The sequence below is a fragment of the Sphaerisporangium sp. NPDC005288 genome (genome assembly GCF_040607475.1).
Taxonomy (GTDB): Bacteria; Actinomycetota; Actinomycetes; order Streptosporangiales; family Streptosporangiaceae; genus Sphaerisporangium; species Sphaerisporangium rhizosphaerae.
This window is the reverse complement of the sequence record NZ_JBEXGT010000002.1, coordinates 298,045-312,806: the sequence shown is the minus strand read 5'-3', so window position 1 is coordinate 312,806 and position 14,762 is coordinate 298,045. Positions and strand designations below refer to the sequence as shown.

Below are 14,762 nucleotides of genomic sequence, written 5' to 3'. Positions count from 1 at the left end.
GGCGCCGAGGTCCCGCGAGGATGCGCGGAGCGGCGTCCCCGGGCGGGCCCGGGTCAGGGCGTGTCGTCGCCCTCGACGCGCATCACGCTCGTCACGCCTCTGACGATGTCGAGCTCGCGCAGCCCGTCTATTGTGGCCGAAAGCGCGGCGTCACTGGCCCGGTGGGTGACCAGGACGAGCTGGGCGTCGTCGCCGTGCCCCTCCTGGCGCACGGTCTGGATGGACACGTCGTGCTTGGCGAACATGTCGGCGACCGTGGCGAGCACGCCGGGTTTGTCGGCGACGTCCAGCGACACGTGGTAGCGGGTGACCGTCTCGCCCATCGGATGGACCGGCAGGTCGGCGTAGGTGGACGCCTGGGGGCCGTGGGTGCCGGCCAGGCGGTTGCGGGCCACGGCGACCAGGTCTCCGAGCACCGCCGACGCCGTCGGCGCGCCGCCCGCGCCCTTGCCGTAGAACATGAGCTGCCCGGCGGAGCGCGCCTCCACGAAGACCGCGTTGTAGGCCTCGCGGACCCCGGCGAGCGGGTGGCTCCTCGGGATCATCGCCGGGTGCACCCGCACGCCGACCGAGCGGCCGTCGTCGGACCTGGCGCAGATCGCCAGCAGCTTGATGACGTAGCCCATGGCCTTGGCGCTCGCGACGTCGGTCGCGGTGATCTCGGTGATGCCCTCGCGGTGCACGTCGGCGGCCGTCACGCGGCTGTGGAAGGCCAGCTCGGCCAGGATGGCGGCCTTGGCGGCGGCGTCGAAGCCCTCGACGTCGGCGGTCGGGTCGGCCTCGGCGTACCCGAGCGACTGGGCCTCGTCCAGGGCGTCGCTGAACGAGGCGCCCGTGGAGTCCATCTTGTCGAGGATGTAGTTGGTGGTGCCGTTGACGATGCCGAGCACGCGGCGGACGTGGTCGCCCGCCATGGACTCGCGCAGCGGCCGGAGCAGCGGGATCGCCCCGGCCACGCTGGCCTCGTAGTACAGGTCGACGCCGTGCCGCCCGGCCGCGCCGTGGAGGGTGGCGCCGTCCTCGGCGAGCAGGGCCTTGTTGGCGGTGACGATCGACTTGCCGCCGGACATGGCGGCCAGCATCAGCGACCGGGCCGGCTCGATGCCGCCGATCACCTCCACGACGATGTCGATGTCGTCCCTGGCCACCAGGGCCTCGGCGTCGGTGGTGAGCAGGGCGGGGTCGACGTCGCCGTCGCGCTTGCGGGCGAGCCGCCGGACCGCGACGCCCGCCAGTTCGAGCGGCGCGCCGATGCGGGCGGCGAGGTCGTCGGCCTGCTCGTGCATCAGCCGCACCACCTGGGAGCCGACGACGCCGCAGCCGAGCAGCGCGACCTTCAGCGGCGTGCGCGGCTCGCCGGGATCGCCCGGCCTCTCGTGCCTGCCCCGGGCCCCCGGGGCGGCCGGGACCTCCGCGCCGGGCGTGGCCGCCGCGCCGGATCCCTGTGGCCCCTCGGGCTCGACCGGTTTCATACTTGCCCCCTCAGCAGGTCGTCCTCGGTCTCCCTGTGCATGATGACGCGTGACTCGCCGTCCTTGACCGCCACCACGGCGGGCTTGAGGAGGTAGTTGTAGTTGTGCGCGAGCGAGCGGCAGTACGCGCCGGTCGCCGGCACCGCGAGCAGGTCGCCGGCGGCGACGTCCTTCGGCAGCCACACGTCGCGCACCACGATGTCGCCGCTCTCGCAGTGCTTGCCGACCACGCGCGACAGCATGGGGGCCGCGTCGCTGGCGCGCGAGGCGAGCACGCAGGTGTACTCGGCCCCGTACAGGGCGGTGCGCAGGTTGTCGCTCATGCCGCCGTCGACGCTGACGTAGGACCGCAGCCCTTCGACGTCCTTGACCGTGCCGACCTCGTAGACCGTGATGCCGCCCGGCCCCGAGATGGCCCGCCCCGGCTCGACGGTGAGCCGGGGGACGGGCAGGCCGGCGTCCTCGCAGACCCGGGTCACGATCATGCGCAGGTTGTCGGCCACGACCTTGATGTCGGGCGCGTCGTCGCCGTCGACGTAGGCGATGCCGTAGCCGCCGCCGAGGTCGAGCTCGGGCAGGACGACGCCGTGCTCGTCCTTGATCTGCGTCAGTAGCATGGCCAGGCGCCGGGCCGCCACCTCAAAGCCCGCCGTGTCGAAGATCTGGGAGCCGATGTGGGAGTGCAGGCCGACCAGTTCGAGCTGCGGCAGCGCCAGGATGCGGCGGACGGCCTCGGCCGCCGCGCCGCTGTTGAGCGACAGGCCGAACTTCTGGTCGTCGTGGGCGGTGGCGATGAACTCGTGCGTGTGCGCCTCGACGCCCGTGGTGACCCGGATCTGGATCTTGGGACGGACGCCCAGCTCCTCGGCGAGGTAGCCGACGCGGGCGATCTCCTGGAAGGAGTCGACGACGATGTGCCCGACGCCCACCGACAGCGCCCGCTTGAGCTCGGCGTAGGACTTGTTGTTGCCGTGCAGGGCGATGCGCTCGGGCGGGAAGCCGACGCTGAGCGCCACGGCCAGTTCGCCGCCGCTGCAGACGTCCAGGCCCAGGCCCTCCTGGTCGACCCAGCGGGCGACCTCCTTGCACAGGAACGCCTTGCCCGCGTAGTAGACGTCGTCGCCGGGGAAGGCCGCCTTGTAGTCGCGGCACCGGGAGCGGAAGTCGTCCTCGTCCACGATGTAGAGAGGGGTGCCGTACTCACGGGCCAGGTCGCGGACGTCCACGCCGGCGATCGTGACGGCCCCGTCCGCGCGGCCGGACGTTCGCGGCCAGATGGTGGGGGCGAGCGTGTTCAGGTCGGCGGGGGCCTGCGGAGGGCGCTCCTCGGGCAGCACTTCGGCGTGCCGGTCACCGGCGGGATGGGCGAATCGACTCACCCGAACGAGGCTATCCGACCCTGTGATCCCACCGCGCCCTGTGCCCACCTGGCGAGACGGCGATAAGGAAGATCTTCCGCGCGACAGGCCGCAAGGCGTACCACTTCCGGCCATTTGCCGCTTTTAGTCATATTTTGCCCGGCAGGGTCTGCCCGAGTTCCGTGAGCTCCTCCCCGAGCACCTTGCGGACGGCCCGCGCCATCCACAGGCGCGCGACATGCGTGCCGGTCGGCGCCTGGTCGCCCATCGGGATCGCCGGAGCGTGCTCGAACGCTTCGTGGTAGGCCCACGCCAGCCGTTCCAGGTACGCCGGCCGGCCGGAGTCGCGCCCCGCCCGCCTGCTCGGCAGCTCCGCCAGCACCCGCAGCACCGCCCGGTCACGCCGATCGTCGAGCGACTCACCCCGGAAAGCCGCCGGCGCCCCCTGACTTTCCCCCGGCACCCCCGCAAGGCCCGGCTCCGCCTGACTCTCCTCGGACGCCCCCGCATCGGGTGCTCCAGCGTCGGACGCCCCCGTATCGGACGCCTCCGCATCGGACGCTCCAGCGTCGGACATCGCCGCATCGGACACTGCGGCATCGGACGCCACCGCAAGGCCCGGCTCCGGCCACAGGGCGGCGCCCAGGCCGAGGTCGCGGGCCCAGCGCTGGACGGAGCCCGCGCGCACGTAGGCGTACCGGACGGCGAAGCCGGGATTGCTCCAGCCGCGCGGCCGGTCCGGCCACGGCGCCGTCAGCGGACCGCCGTGCGCAGGCGCCGGGGGCGGCGGCTCCGCCAGGATCTCCGGGACGATCATCCCGGGCACCGCCAGCTCGATCACCAGGAAGCCGTTCGGCCGGGCCTGGACCGCCCGCACGCCCGGCACCGACCGCAGCCGCGCCGCCAGTTCCTCCGCCACCGCCGGCACGGGCCGCCCCGCCGCCCGCCGGAGCGCCGCCGTCGAGACGTACACCGCCTCGCGCTCCCAGGACCCTTCAGGCACGGGTGGAGTGCCGAGCACGGCACGCAGCGCTGCCACGATAGGTCGCACAGAGCTCAGGCTACGGGGCAGCCACCGGCGCTCCCCGCCACCGCCGCCGGGGCGTCCGCGGCGGGCGCCGCCGCCAGGCGCAGCGCCTTGCGGATCACCGCGGCCGGGTCGCCGAGGTGGTAGACGCGCTCGGACGGCTCGATGCCGTCCAGGAACTCCTGGTAGCGCACGGCATAGACCAGGTGCGCCAGCGGCTCGGCGAGGGCCAGCGCCCTGGCCGGATCACACCCGGGCACCTCCGACGCCCACGCGTCCGCCCACGCCCGGGCGGCGGCCGGGCGTGCGGCCCGCGGCAGGAAGTCGCGGATGCGCAGCCCGTCCAGCACCGGATCGCCGAAGTGCGCGTCCGCGAAGTCCAGGACGCGTGGCGGGCCGCCGTCTCCGCGCAGGTTCCCCGGGTGGAAGTCGCCGTGCACGATCGTGGCGGGCAGGCCGCACTCGGCGAGCAGCGGCCAGCGTTCGACCAGCTCCAGCGCGCGGCTGACCTCCTCGGCGGTCAGCTCGCGGCCCACGTCTCCCGCGAGCAGGTCGCGCACCAGCCCGGCGACCACCGGCCCGCGCCGGTCGTCGAGAACGAGCCGGTCGTCCCAGGCGACCCGTGAAGGCCCTGCCGCATCACCGGCGCGGTCCTCCCCGGCGCGGGTTTCCCCGGCGCGAGGCTCCCGGGCGAGGGCCTCCCGGGCGAGGGCCGCCTGCGCGGCGACCAGACGGGCCACCGCGCTGGTGACGACGTCCTCACCGGCGTCCCAGCAGTCCTCACCGGGCACGTGGTCCAGCAGGACGCGTCCCCGGTCCGCCGCGATAACGGCGGGGACCAGGCCGGGGTCGTGGCGGGCGAACGCGGCGATCACGGCGGCCTCGTCGGCGGCGAATCGGGGGGTGGTCTTCAGCCAGACCGGCCCCCGATCGGTGGGCAGGCGGAACAGCCCGGCCAGGTTCCAGGTGCGGCGCTGCCGGATCGGCCCGTTCAGGGGACGACCGGCGCGCGCCAGCGCGTCCGCGGCCCAGGCGAACGCCTCGCGCAGCCCCTCGGCCCGTGCCCACGGCGCGCGCAGTTCGTGATTCCCGGCGATGGCGGCGAGATCTTCCCGTACCCACCCCGACTCCGACCTCGACCCCGACCCAGACTCCGATCCCGACTCCCATCCCGACCCCGACCTCGACGCCGCGACCGACCTCGACGCCAAAACCGGCGTCACGTCACGCCCTGTACGCCGCCGGGCCTCGACACCGGGCACCCACTCGCGCTCCGCACCGGCGGGCCGCTCCGACGGCTGCACGCGCTCAGGTGACTCCGGCGCCTCGACGTGCACGGGCCGCTCCGCCGCCGGGAGGCGCGCCGGTCGCTCCAGTGCCTCGGCGTGGTAGACGGCGTGGCCGTCACGGCCACCCTCGCCGCCCTCGACCCGGAGCAGGCGCAGCACCGCCACCTCGGCCTCGAGCATCCGCCGCAGGTGGCCGAGCAACTGCTCGACCTCCGCCCACCAGGGGATGTCCATGGAGAAGGGCCCGGCCAGGCCGAGAACCTCCTCGCCCGAGGTCACCCACGCGCTGACCGTCCGTCCCATCCGGCCAGTCTGACCGTCACCCGCCCGGCCGGCGACCGAATATCGCGGTACGGAGCCGTCCATCGGCACGCAGCGCGAGGAGCTCGGGGGCGAGGATGGCGACCGTCCTGCCGTGGACCCCGATCAGTCCATCGCGGCGGAGCCGGGAAAGGGCCCGGCTGACCGTCACCCGCGTGACCCCCAGCAGGTCGGCCATGACCTGCCGGGTGCCGGGCAGCGTGACGATGCCGCCCTCCCCCGCCGAGGCGGCCCGGTCCAGCAGCCAGGCCGCCAGCCTGGCCTCGGCGGAAAGCGTCGCCGTGGTCGCGAACTGCTCCTGGCGGTGCCGGGCATGGGCGGCGAGGACGCGCAGCACGTGTCCGCGGACGGAGGGCGCGTCGTCCACCAGTGCCAGGAAGCGGTCTCGCGGAAGGCTCCGGACGGTGCACGGGGTGAGCGCGGTGAGGGTGGCGGTGTGCCCGCGGCCGTCGATCACGGCCACCTTGTCCAGAGCGCAGGGCCCGCCCCACTCGCCGAAGCGGACCACCCGTCCCGAGCGGGCGGTGGCCGTGGCCGCCACCCGCCCGCGCAGCAGGAGCAACAGGTGCGTGGCCGGGTCCCCCGTGTCGCGCAACGTCTCGCCGGCGGGGTGGCGGCGTGTCACCGAGACGTTCCAGAGTTCGCGCAACCGGTCGTCCGCCACCCCGGACAGCAGCGGCACGCCGCCCAGGGAGCGCCATCCGCCGGCGGTGTCGGGCGCGGCCGTTCCGGCCGATGCCGCAGCGGGTTCCGGCGTATCGGATTCCGGCGTATCGGGTGATACAGACCGAGTCATCACCGAGAACCTACCGTCGGGCGCATGATGATCGTCGAACTCGCCTTCACCCCCGCCCCCGAGCGTCTGGCCGCCCGTGCCGCGCACCGCTCCCTCCTTCTCCGCCTGCACCAGGAAGGCCGGCTGGTGGCCGCCGGTCCCTGGGCGGACGACTCCGGCGCGCTGCTCGTCTTCGACGTGGAACGCGCCGAGTTGGCGGAGATCCTCGGCGACGACCCGTACTACCGGACGCCGGGCGTCGGGGTGGCGGCCGTGCGGGAGTGGTCGCCGATCGTCGGCCCCGCCGCCTGAAGGCGGGGCCGACCGCTCACTCGGCGAAGGTCCTGCCGGTTTCCAGGAGGGTCTTGAGTTCGCTGAGGACCCAGGCGTGGCCGCCGCCCGCGCCGTGGTCCTCCCACTGGCCGGCGACCAGCGCCGCGAGTCTGGGGGCGCCCGCCAGCTCGTGGGTGAGGGTCAGGGAGCAGACCCCGCCCGGCAGTTCCTTGATCTCATGAGTGATCACGGTGGCGCGCTCACCGGCGATCTCGGGGTCCATCAGCATGCGGAAGGTGGTGACGAGCTTGCGTGGCGGGTCGGCCGACACGACCTCCCCCTCGATGACCACGTCGGGGACCTCCCGGCCGCCGGCCGCGCCCGCCGCCTTGAACTGCTCGGTGGCGCGCACCTTGTACGCGCCACCGGGGCGCAGGTCGTAGTCGGCCAGGCCGGTGTAGCCGTACCGGGCCGTCCACTCGGGCCTGGTGATGGCCTCCCAGATGCGCTCGGGGGTGGCCTTGATGTAGACGCGGTAGACCTGGCTGTCCGCCGCGCCGGGCGTGGGGGTGGTCATGCCCGGTCCTCCGGTTCCGCCTTGCGATCGACGAGCGCCGTCACCAGACGCCCGGTGTACTTGTCGGCCCACCTGTCGTGGACCGGCCGGATCTCCACTGATGCCGGCCGCCGTGACCGGCCGCACGGCGAACCCGTGACCGGGGTCATCGGGCGTCGTAGGCCGTCCTCGACTCAAGGATGCCGGAGGCGTTGTCCTCCGCCCACCCGGCCAGGGTGCGGACGACCTCGAGCAGGCTGTGCCCGCGCGCGGTCAGCGCGTAGTCGACCCGCGGGGGTTTGGTGTCGTAGACGGTCCGCGTCACCAGGCCGTCGCGCTCCAGCCCCTGGAGTGTCGCGCTGAGCATGCGTTTGGTGATGGGTTCGCTCATCCGGCTCAGCTCGTTGAACCGCCGGGTGGTGTCGCCGAGCTGGCAGATGACCACGACCGACCACTTGTCACCGATCCGTTCGAGCACGTCGCGGATCAAGGCGCGGCGGGTGTGCTCGGACAGAGCGGCCTCGTCCGCCTCGGGGATCGGAGGTGCCATGACCAGCAGTATACGAGAGGTACCAGGTTCCGCTCCTGAACGGTTCTCCCGGCGATACCAGGTCATGGCGAAGTGCCTTCTTGCCGCCTTCACCCCATCGATGCAACGGTACGAATAACAGACCTGGTATACATCGAGAACCATGAAGGAGCTGGGACTTTGCGAGCGATCGGGGTGTACGAGTTCGGTGGACCCGAAGTACTGCGGGTCGTCGACCTGACCGAACCACATGCCGGGCCCGGCCAGGTCCGGGTACGGGTGCACGCCGCCGCGGTGAACCCCGCGGACACACTGCTGCGCTCCGGCGCGCACGCGGGGGCGTTCGCCGGAACGCCGGCCCCTTACGTCCTCGGGATGGACATCGCCGGGGTGATCGACGAGATCGGTCCAGGGCCCCGGACCGGCCTGTCCATGGGCGAGCCGGTGATGGCGATGGTGCATCCACTGCCGCCGGCCACGGGCGGCTATGCCGAGTACGTGGTCCTGCCGGCCGGCTGGGTCGTCCCCGCACCGGCGGGCGTCGATCATCCGGCGGCCGCGACGCTGCCGATGAACGGCCTCACGGCGCTGCTGGCGCTCGACCGGCTGGCACTGGCCCCCGGCTCGGTCCTGGCGGTCACCGGGGCCGCCGGCACCCTCGGCGGATACCTGGTCCAACTGGGCAGGCACGCGGGGCTGACCGTGGTCGCCGACGCCGCGCCCGCCGACGAGGCCCTGGTCCGCGGGTTCGGCGCGGCCGACGTCGTGGCCAGGGGGGCCGATGTCGCCGAACGCATCCGAGCCCGGCATCCCGATGGCGTGGACGCCGTGGCGGACCCGGCGCTGATAGGCCCTCGCTTGCTGGGCGCCGTACGCAACGGTGGCGCCTACGCCCGGTTCCGCAGCGGTGACGAACCCGGCGGGCACCGGTTCGACGACGGCGGCGCGGTCTCCGTGCGGGCGGTGTTCGTCCCCGACTACGCGGGGCGGACCGACAAGCTGCACCAGATCCGCCGGCTCGCCGAGTCGGGTGTGCTGACCCCGAGGGTCGCGGCGACCCTCCCCGCCGCCCAGGCCTCCGACGCGCACCGGTCGCTGGAGGCCGGCGGTGTCCGCGGCCGGCTCGTGCTCACCTTCTGACCTCCACCGACTCTCACCGGCTCTCACCGACAAAGGAGTTCCACCATGTCCGCACGTTTCGCGGAGAAGGTCATCGCCAACATGGGCCCCTCGCCGGAGGACTCGCTGCGCGCGGCCGGCGCGATGCACCCGGCCGGACGGATCGCCCGACCCGAGGAGATCGCGGCGCTCGCGGCGTTCCTGCTGAGCGACGAAGCGCGATTCATCACCGGAGCCGCGCTCGCGATCGACGGGGGAATGACCGCGGGCTGACGGGGACATCCGCCGTCCGCCGCTGAAGCGCGGAGCCGTCTTTCCGGGAGAAGCGGAAGAGCGGCGGGGAGCGACCGGCGTCGTTTCGTGAACCGCCCGGGAAGCCCGGGCGTGTGGGAGAACCGGCGGGCGCGGGTCGCGATCTGGCCGGGGAGACAGAGGACCCCTCGGCGCCGCCGCGATAGCCTCGTGCCTGGAGCCGGGGACAAGGAGTGGTCGCGATGAGATGCCCGCTCACGAGAACGGCGTCCGTCATACCGGCCGCCCTCTCGGCGGCCCTGCCGGCCGCCCTCCTGGCGGCGGCCCTCGCCGGATGCGGCGCCACCACGACCGGAGCCGCCGCCAGTGCCGTCCCCACACCCGCCGCCCCGCGCTCATCAGCGCCGTACCCCGCGGACGGCCCGCAGGGCGGGTCCCCCTCTCCCCCGGACGGCTCTGCCGCGGCCACCGGCACTTCAGGCACCGTCGGCGCCTCCAGGACCGGCGGATCTTCCTCGACCGGCGGCCGGGACGCCGCCTCCATCGACTACAAGGGCCGGCCCCGCCGGCTGGTGGCGCAGTGGGAGTCGTTCGGAGGGTTCGCGGGCACCCGCAGGGACCTCACCCCACCCAAGATCGCGGTCTACGGCGACGGACTGGTGGTCGCCGGCGCCGAGCGGCGGGTGACCGTGAAGCCGGCCGAGGTGACCGCCCTGGTGCGCACCCTTCGCCGCGATCTCGGCGGCCAGGCCGCCACCCCGTCCCCCACCGCGGGCCCGCGCGTCTCCGACGCCATGACGACGGTGCTGGCGGTCCGCAGCGGCGGCACCATGCGGTCGGTCACCGCCTACGCCCTGCAGGAGACCCGCTCCCAGCACGGCTATCCGGCCGCCCTCTACCGCGCGCTCGACACGATGAACGGCCTTGCGGCCCGGGTGGCCCGCACCTCGTCGCCCTACACCGCCGGCCGGGTCCTGCTGGTGGCTCAGCCTCGTCCGGGCGAGAGCGGCGCGCCGTGGCCGGGTCCCGTCCCCCAGCCCTCGGCCACGAACGAGTCGATCGCCATCAGGCACCTGTCCGGCGCGAAGGCCCGCGCCGTGGTGCGCCTCGTCCACCGCGACCCCAAGAAGGGCGCCTGGCCCCTCTACCGCGACCACCACGACCACACCTACGCCCTCTCCTGGCGATACCTCCTCCCCTCCGAGTGACGAGGCGGGCGAGCACCGCCCGGGGGCGGAGTTGTCGGTGGCGGTGGGCATACTGCGGGGCATGGAAGCCCGGATCTCTCTCATCACCCTCGGCGTCGCCGACCTCGCGCGGTCCCACCGGTTCTACAAGGACGGCCTGGGCCTGCCGACGAGCCGCACGCCCGAAGAGGGCATCGTCTTCTTCCGGACCTCGGGGGCGACGCTCGCGCTCTTCCCGTACGACGAGCTGGCCAAGGACGTCGGCCCAGGCTGGGAGGTGCCGCGGTCGAAGTTCTCCGGCATCACCCTGGCGCACAACGTCCGCGAGCGCCACCAGGTCGACGAGGTGCTGGCCCTCGCCGCAGCCGCCGGCGCCGAGATCGTCAAACCGGCGGAGGACACCTTCTGGGGCGGCTACTCCGGCTACTTCACCGACCCCGACGGCTACCTGTGGGAGGTCGCCTGGGGCGCCTCCCCCTTCAACGACGACGGCTCCCTCCAGGTCACCTGAGCCGCCCGTCGACGCTCGCGCCCTCCGGCGGAGACCTGTCGCCCGTCGTCGTGCGTGATCTCGATGCAATGGCCCCATGGCCGTCGAGGAGGACCATGCCGACCGCGCCGGGCCGAACCGGCGTCACGCCTGTCCGACTGACACCCGGGGAACTTGGGAGGAAACGCCGAAAAATCCGGCATTATCCACATATGGTGTGATGCCTGGTCATTAGAGACAATCGTCCCCGCACTGTTGATCAACTGCAGGGACCCCCTTGAAACAACCACATCGACGCTGGAGCGTGTCGGCGATCGCCGCCGTGTCCGTTCTGGCGCTGTCGAGCCCGGTCACCGCTTCGGCGGACGCCTCCCGCGCCCCCTCCTCCCCCACCGGCACGGTCTCCGAGGGTGTGCCGCCGGGCACCCACTCGGTCACGCTGATCACCGGGGACGTCGTCACCACCCGCCCGTCCCCGGAGCCTGGACGGTCCGGCGGCACGGTCGTCGTCCGCGGGCCCGGCGGGTCCCCCGCGCAGGCCCGGGTCACGGAGTCGGGGGGCGACCTCTACGTCTACCCCGAGTCCGCCCTTCCGTACGTGGCCGGCGGAATCCTGGACCGGCGGCTGTTCAACATCACCGACCTGGTCGCCGACGGCTACGACGACGCGCACCGGCCGCGGTTGCCGCTGATCGTCGCCTACGCGCAGGACGCCTCCGGTCTTCGCGCGAGCGGCCCGCCCCCGGGCGCCACCCGGGTGCGGGACCTCGCCGGCGTCCAGGGCGCCGCGCTCTCGCAGGACCGCGCCCGCTCGGCCGACTTCTGGAGTGCGGTCACCGCCGCCCCCAAGGCCGCGCGTGCGAGCTCGCCCTTCGCCGGCGGCATCACGCGCATCTGGCTGGACGGCGTGGTGAAGGCCGATCTCGCCGACACCACCGCCCAGATCGGCGCCCCCGAGGTGTGGGCGGGCGGTGACACCGGGCAGGGCGTGGACGTCGCCGTCCTGGACACCGGCGTCGACACCGGCCACCCCGACCTGGCCGGCCGCCTGGCCGCCACACGCAGCTTCGTGCCGGAGGAGGACGCGGAGGACCACAACGGGCACGGCACGCATGTCGCCTCCACCGTGGCCGGGACGGGTGCCGCCTCCGACGGCCGGGAGAAGGGCGTGGCGCCCGGCGCCGAGCTCCACATCGGCAAGGTGCTGTCCAACGGCGGCTCGGGGATGGACTCCTGGGTGCTGGCCGGCATGGAGTGGGCCGCGGTCGACCAGCACGCCAAGGTGATCAACATGAGCCTCGGCTCGGACGTCCCCTCCGACGGCACCGACCCGCTGAGCGCGGCGGTCGACCGCCTCAGCGCCCAGACCGGAGCGCTGTTCGTGGTCGCCGCCGGCAACACCGGCGCCCCTTACAGCATCAGCGGCCCCGGAGCGGCGGACGCGGCGCTGACCGTCGGCGCGGTCGACTCCACCGACGCGGTGGCGTCCTTCTCCAGCCAGGGTCCGCGCGTCGGCGACGGGGCCCTGAAGCCCGAGATCACCGCCCCCGGCGTCGACGTCCTCGCGGCGCGTTCGCGGTACGCCTCCGAGGGTGAGGGCGACTACCAGACGCTCAGCGGGACCTCCATGGCCACGCCGCACGCGGCGGGCGCCGCGGCCCTGCTGGCCGCCGCCCACCCGGAGCTGGACGGCCGCCAGTTGAAGGACCTGCTCACCAGCACCTCCCGGCCGACCCCGTCGTACGACGCGTTCCAGGGCGGCAGCGGCCGGCTGGACGTCGCGGCGGCCGCGCAGGCGGGCGTCTTCGCCTCGGCCACCGCCTTCGCCGGGCAGGTGAAGGCCGGGGCATCCGGCGCGGTGGACCGTCCGGTGACCTACACCAACACCACCGCGACCCCGGTCACCCTCGATCTCGCCGTCGCGGCGCCGAGCGCCCCCGATGGCATGTTCCGGCTGTCGGCCGGCCGGGTGGTCGTGCCCGCGCACGGAACCGCCGCGGTCACGGTCACGATCGACGGCTCGCGGGCGAGCGGCGACGAGCGCTACAGCGGCCAGGTGCTGGCGACCGGCCCGGACGGGCACGTGGCCGCGCACACCGCCGTGTCCCTGGGCGACGTGGCCCACAAGCTCACCATGGTCCTCAAGGACGCGCACGGCGAGCCGATGCCGGGGGTGGTCCAGCTTCTCAGGTCGGGCCAGGACCTCCCCGAGTTCTGGATCATCGACGAATCCGGCACGGCCGAGACGTACCTGCCCAACGACGTGTACTCGGTGCTGGCCTTCAAGGCCGTCCAGGGCGTGCACGGCCCGAGCTCGCAGGGCATGGCGCTGCTCGGCGACCCCGAGGTCAAGATGGACCAGGACACCACCGTCACCCTCGACGCGGGGAAGATCCGCCGGGTGGACATGACCACCCCGCAGAAGGCGGAGGTGACCTACCAGCGCCTTGAGTACTTCCGCTCCATGGGCGGCTGGTCGTGGCGCGACTACATGGAGGTCCAGACCAGCTACGACAGCCTCTGGGCCCAGCCGACGACCGACGAGGTCACCCACGGCGACTTCTACCTGGCCGCCCGGTGGCGCAAGGAACTGCCCGCGCTGAGCGTCTCCAGCCGTACGACCGACTTCACCGACGTGCTGCGGCAGGACTCGGTCACCCCGCTGCCCGAGGGCCGCTACAAGCTGCCCGCCGTCTACGCCGGTGACGGCGCGAGCGCGGACTACGCCGGCCTCGACGCGCGCGGCAAGGCCGTGGTGGTGCGCCGCACCAGCGCGGTCGCCGACGCCGACCAGGCGGCGGCCGCCGCGCGCGCGGGCGCGAAACTCCTGCTCGTCCGCAACGACGAGCCGGGACGGCGCGTCCGTCCCTACAACGCCGATCCGCTCACCCCGGCCCCGATCGACGTCGCGCTGCTCAGCACCGACGAAGGGGACAGGCTCATCCAGCAGGTCCGCGACGGCAGGGCGACGCTCACGGTCGACTCGCGGCCGGTCAGCCCGTACGTGTACGACCTCATGCGCACCTGGCACAACGAGATCCCCTCCGACCTGGTCGTGCAGGGCGGTCCGAAGAACCTGGCCAGAGTGGACGTCACCTTCGCCGGCCCCGGCCCGGAGCGGGGAGGCGGCGAGTACCGCTTCGACTGGCCGTCCTACTCCGAGTGGGGCATCGGCACCACCATGCGCGAACCGGTCAAGGGGCGGCGCGTCGACTGGGTCTCCACCGGCGCCGCGAACGCCTGGGGACAGGAGGCGTACGTCGACGGGCTGATCTACGAGATCGAGCCTCGGGCCACCTACCGGCCGGGCAGCACCCGGTCGCAGGAGTGGTTCAAGCCGATCGAGCGTCCCCACCTCAACGACAACTACAAGCTTCCCAGCCGCAGCGGGAACTGGCTCAGCCTGGACGTCCCCGGCTACGGCGGCGCCGACCACGTCGGCATGTCCATGGACTACCAGCTCAGCCGGCAGACCCTCACCCTCTACCAGGGCGAGACCCGGCTGGCTCAGGGGACGGGCACCGTCGTCGGCGGGACGGCGCCCGCGGACGGCCTGCTGCCCTACCGGCTCGTCGTGGACAACAGCCGCGACGCGGCGTTCAGCCCGTACTCCTCCACCACCCACACCGACTGGACCTTCACCTCGCAGGCCCCCGCGCAGCAGGACGCCCAGGCGGTCCTGCCGCTGATCCAGCTCGACTACGAGATCGCCACCGACGACGCCGGCAGGGCGGCGCGTAACGCCACGCTGTCCGTCTCCGCCACCGCACTGCCGCGCGCCGCCGGAGCCGGGCGCATCGGCCCGGTCACCCTGGACCTGTCCTACGACGACGGCAGGACCTGGCACCGCGTCACCTGCGACCACGACGGCCGGTACCGCCTGTCCGCCCCCAGGACCGCGTCCTTCATGTCCCTCAGAGCCGGCGCGAAAGACTCCGCCGGCAACGCCGTCACCCAGACCATCACCCGAGCCACCGGCCTCCACTGACGCCTCGACCCAGTTAGGGCCCGCCCTCCTCCAGAGGGCGGGCCCTGGCACCCGCCATCCGGTCCTTCGGCCCGGACGAACAGAGAGCAAAGATTCGATCACGCTTCGCCACCATGGGCCGCGGGA

Annotated in this window: 13 protein-coding genes; 6 read left to right on the top strand and 7 right to left on the bottom strand. The window is 73.4% G+C overall.

The window, feature by feature from the left end; translation table 11 throughout:
- Window positions 1-53 precede the first annotated feature (53 nt).
- The 5 genes from ABZU32_RS03295 to ABZU32_RS03275 form a co-directional block, all read right to left on the bottom strand.
- Window positions 54-1,472: a homoserine dehydrogenase gene (locus tag ABZU32_RS03295; RefSeq protein ID WP_354841788.1), complete on the bottom strand. Its 1,419-nt coding sequence runs from the start codon at window positions 1,470-1,472 to the stop codon at window positions 54-56.
- Entirely contained in the window at window positions 1,469-2,851 is a 1,383-nt protein-coding gene (gene lysA / locus ABZU32_RS03290; protein WP_354916469.1) for a diaminopimelate decarboxylase, read from the bottom strand. The genes ABZU32_RS03295 and lysA overlap by 4 nt, the downstream gene beginning before the upstream one ends.
- Before the next feature lie 127 nt (window positions 2,852-2,978).
- On the bottom strand, window positions 2,979-3,881 hold the full coding sequence (locus ABZU32_RS03285) for a hypothetical protein (protein ID WP_354916466.1): 903 nt from the start codon (window positions 3,879-3,881) through the stop codon (window positions 2,979-2,981).
- Window positions 3,882-3,886: 5 nt separating this feature from the next.
- The gene (locus ABZU32_RS03280; protein ID WP_354916462.1) at window positions 3,887-5,449 is read right to left on the bottom strand and encodes a phosphotransferase; all 1,563 of its coding nucleotides are present in this window, start codon (window positions 5,447-5,449) and stop codon (window positions 3,887-3,889) included.
- 16 nt (window positions 5,450-5,465) lie between these two features.
- Window positions 5,466-6,149, bottom strand: a complete 684-nt coding sequence (locus ABZU32_RS03275) for a Crp/Fnr family transcriptional regulator (protein ID WP_354916459.1) — start codon at window positions 6,147-6,149, stop codon at window positions 5,466-5,468.
- Window positions 6,150-6,287: 138 nt separating this feature from the next.
- Here ABZU32_RS03275 and ABZU32_RS03270 point away from each other — a divergent pair, with 138 nt between their 5' ends.
- Window positions 6,288-6,554, top strand: a complete 267-nt coding sequence (locus ABZU32_RS03270) for a YciI family protein (protein WP_354916456.1) — start codon at window positions 6,288-6,290, stop codon at window positions 6,552-6,554.
- A gap of 16 nt (window positions 6,555-6,570) precedes the next feature.
- On the opposite strand, the gene ABZU32_RS03265 is transcribed toward ABZU32_RS03270, so the two are convergent.
- Together ABZU32_RS03265 and ABZU32_RS03260 are read right to left on the bottom strand one after the other, a co-directional pair.
- Entirely contained in the window at window positions 6,571-7,092 is a 522-nt protein-coding gene (locus tag ABZU32_RS03265) for an SRPBCC domain-containing protein (protein ID WP_354916453.1), read from the bottom strand.
- A 145-nt stretch (window positions 7,093-7,237) separates the two neighbouring features.
- Window positions 7,238-7,621, bottom strand: coding sequence for a helix-turn-helix domain-containing protein (locus ABZU32_RS03260; RefSeq protein WP_354916449.1), 384 nt, complete (start codon window positions 7,619-7,621; stop codon window positions 7,238-7,240).
- 159 nt (window positions 7,622-7,780) lie between these two features.
- Between ABZU32_RS03260 and ABZU32_RS03255 the strand changes: the two genes are divergently transcribed.
- From ABZU32_RS03255 to ABZU32_RS03235, 5 genes are all read left to right on the top strand, one after another.
- Window positions 7,781-8,740 (top strand): NADP-dependent oxidoreductase, encoded by a 960-nt coding sequence (locus ABZU32_RS03255; protein WP_354916446.1) that lies wholly within the window; start codon window positions 7,781-7,783, stop codon window positions 8,738-8,740.
- Between the two features lie 45 nt (window positions 8,741-8,785).
- Entirely contained in the window at window positions 8,786-8,992 is a 207-nt protein-coding gene (locus tag ABZU32_RS03250; RefSeq protein ID WP_354916443.1) for an SDR family oxidoreductase, read from the top strand.
- A 221-nt stretch (window positions 8,993-9,213) separates the two neighbouring features.
- Window positions 9,214-10,179, top strand: a complete 966-nt coding sequence (locus tag ABZU32_RS03245; protein WP_354916441.1) for a hypothetical protein — start codon at window positions 9,214-9,216, stop codon at window positions 10,177-10,179.
- A 61-nt stretch (window positions 10,180-10,240) separates the two neighbouring features.
- Window positions 10,241-10,669, top strand: a complete 429-nt coding sequence (locus tag ABZU32_RS03240; protein WP_354916438.1) for a VOC family protein — start codon at window positions 10,241-10,243, stop codon at window positions 10,667-10,669.
- A gap of 283 nt (window positions 10,670-10,952) precedes the next feature.
- A complete protein-coding gene (locus ABZU32_RS03235) occupies window positions 10,953-14,636 on the top strand; it encodes a S8 family serine peptidase (protein ID WP_354916435.1) in 3,684 nt (1,227 codons plus the stop codon).
- Window positions 14,637-14,762 lie beyond the last annotated feature (126 nt).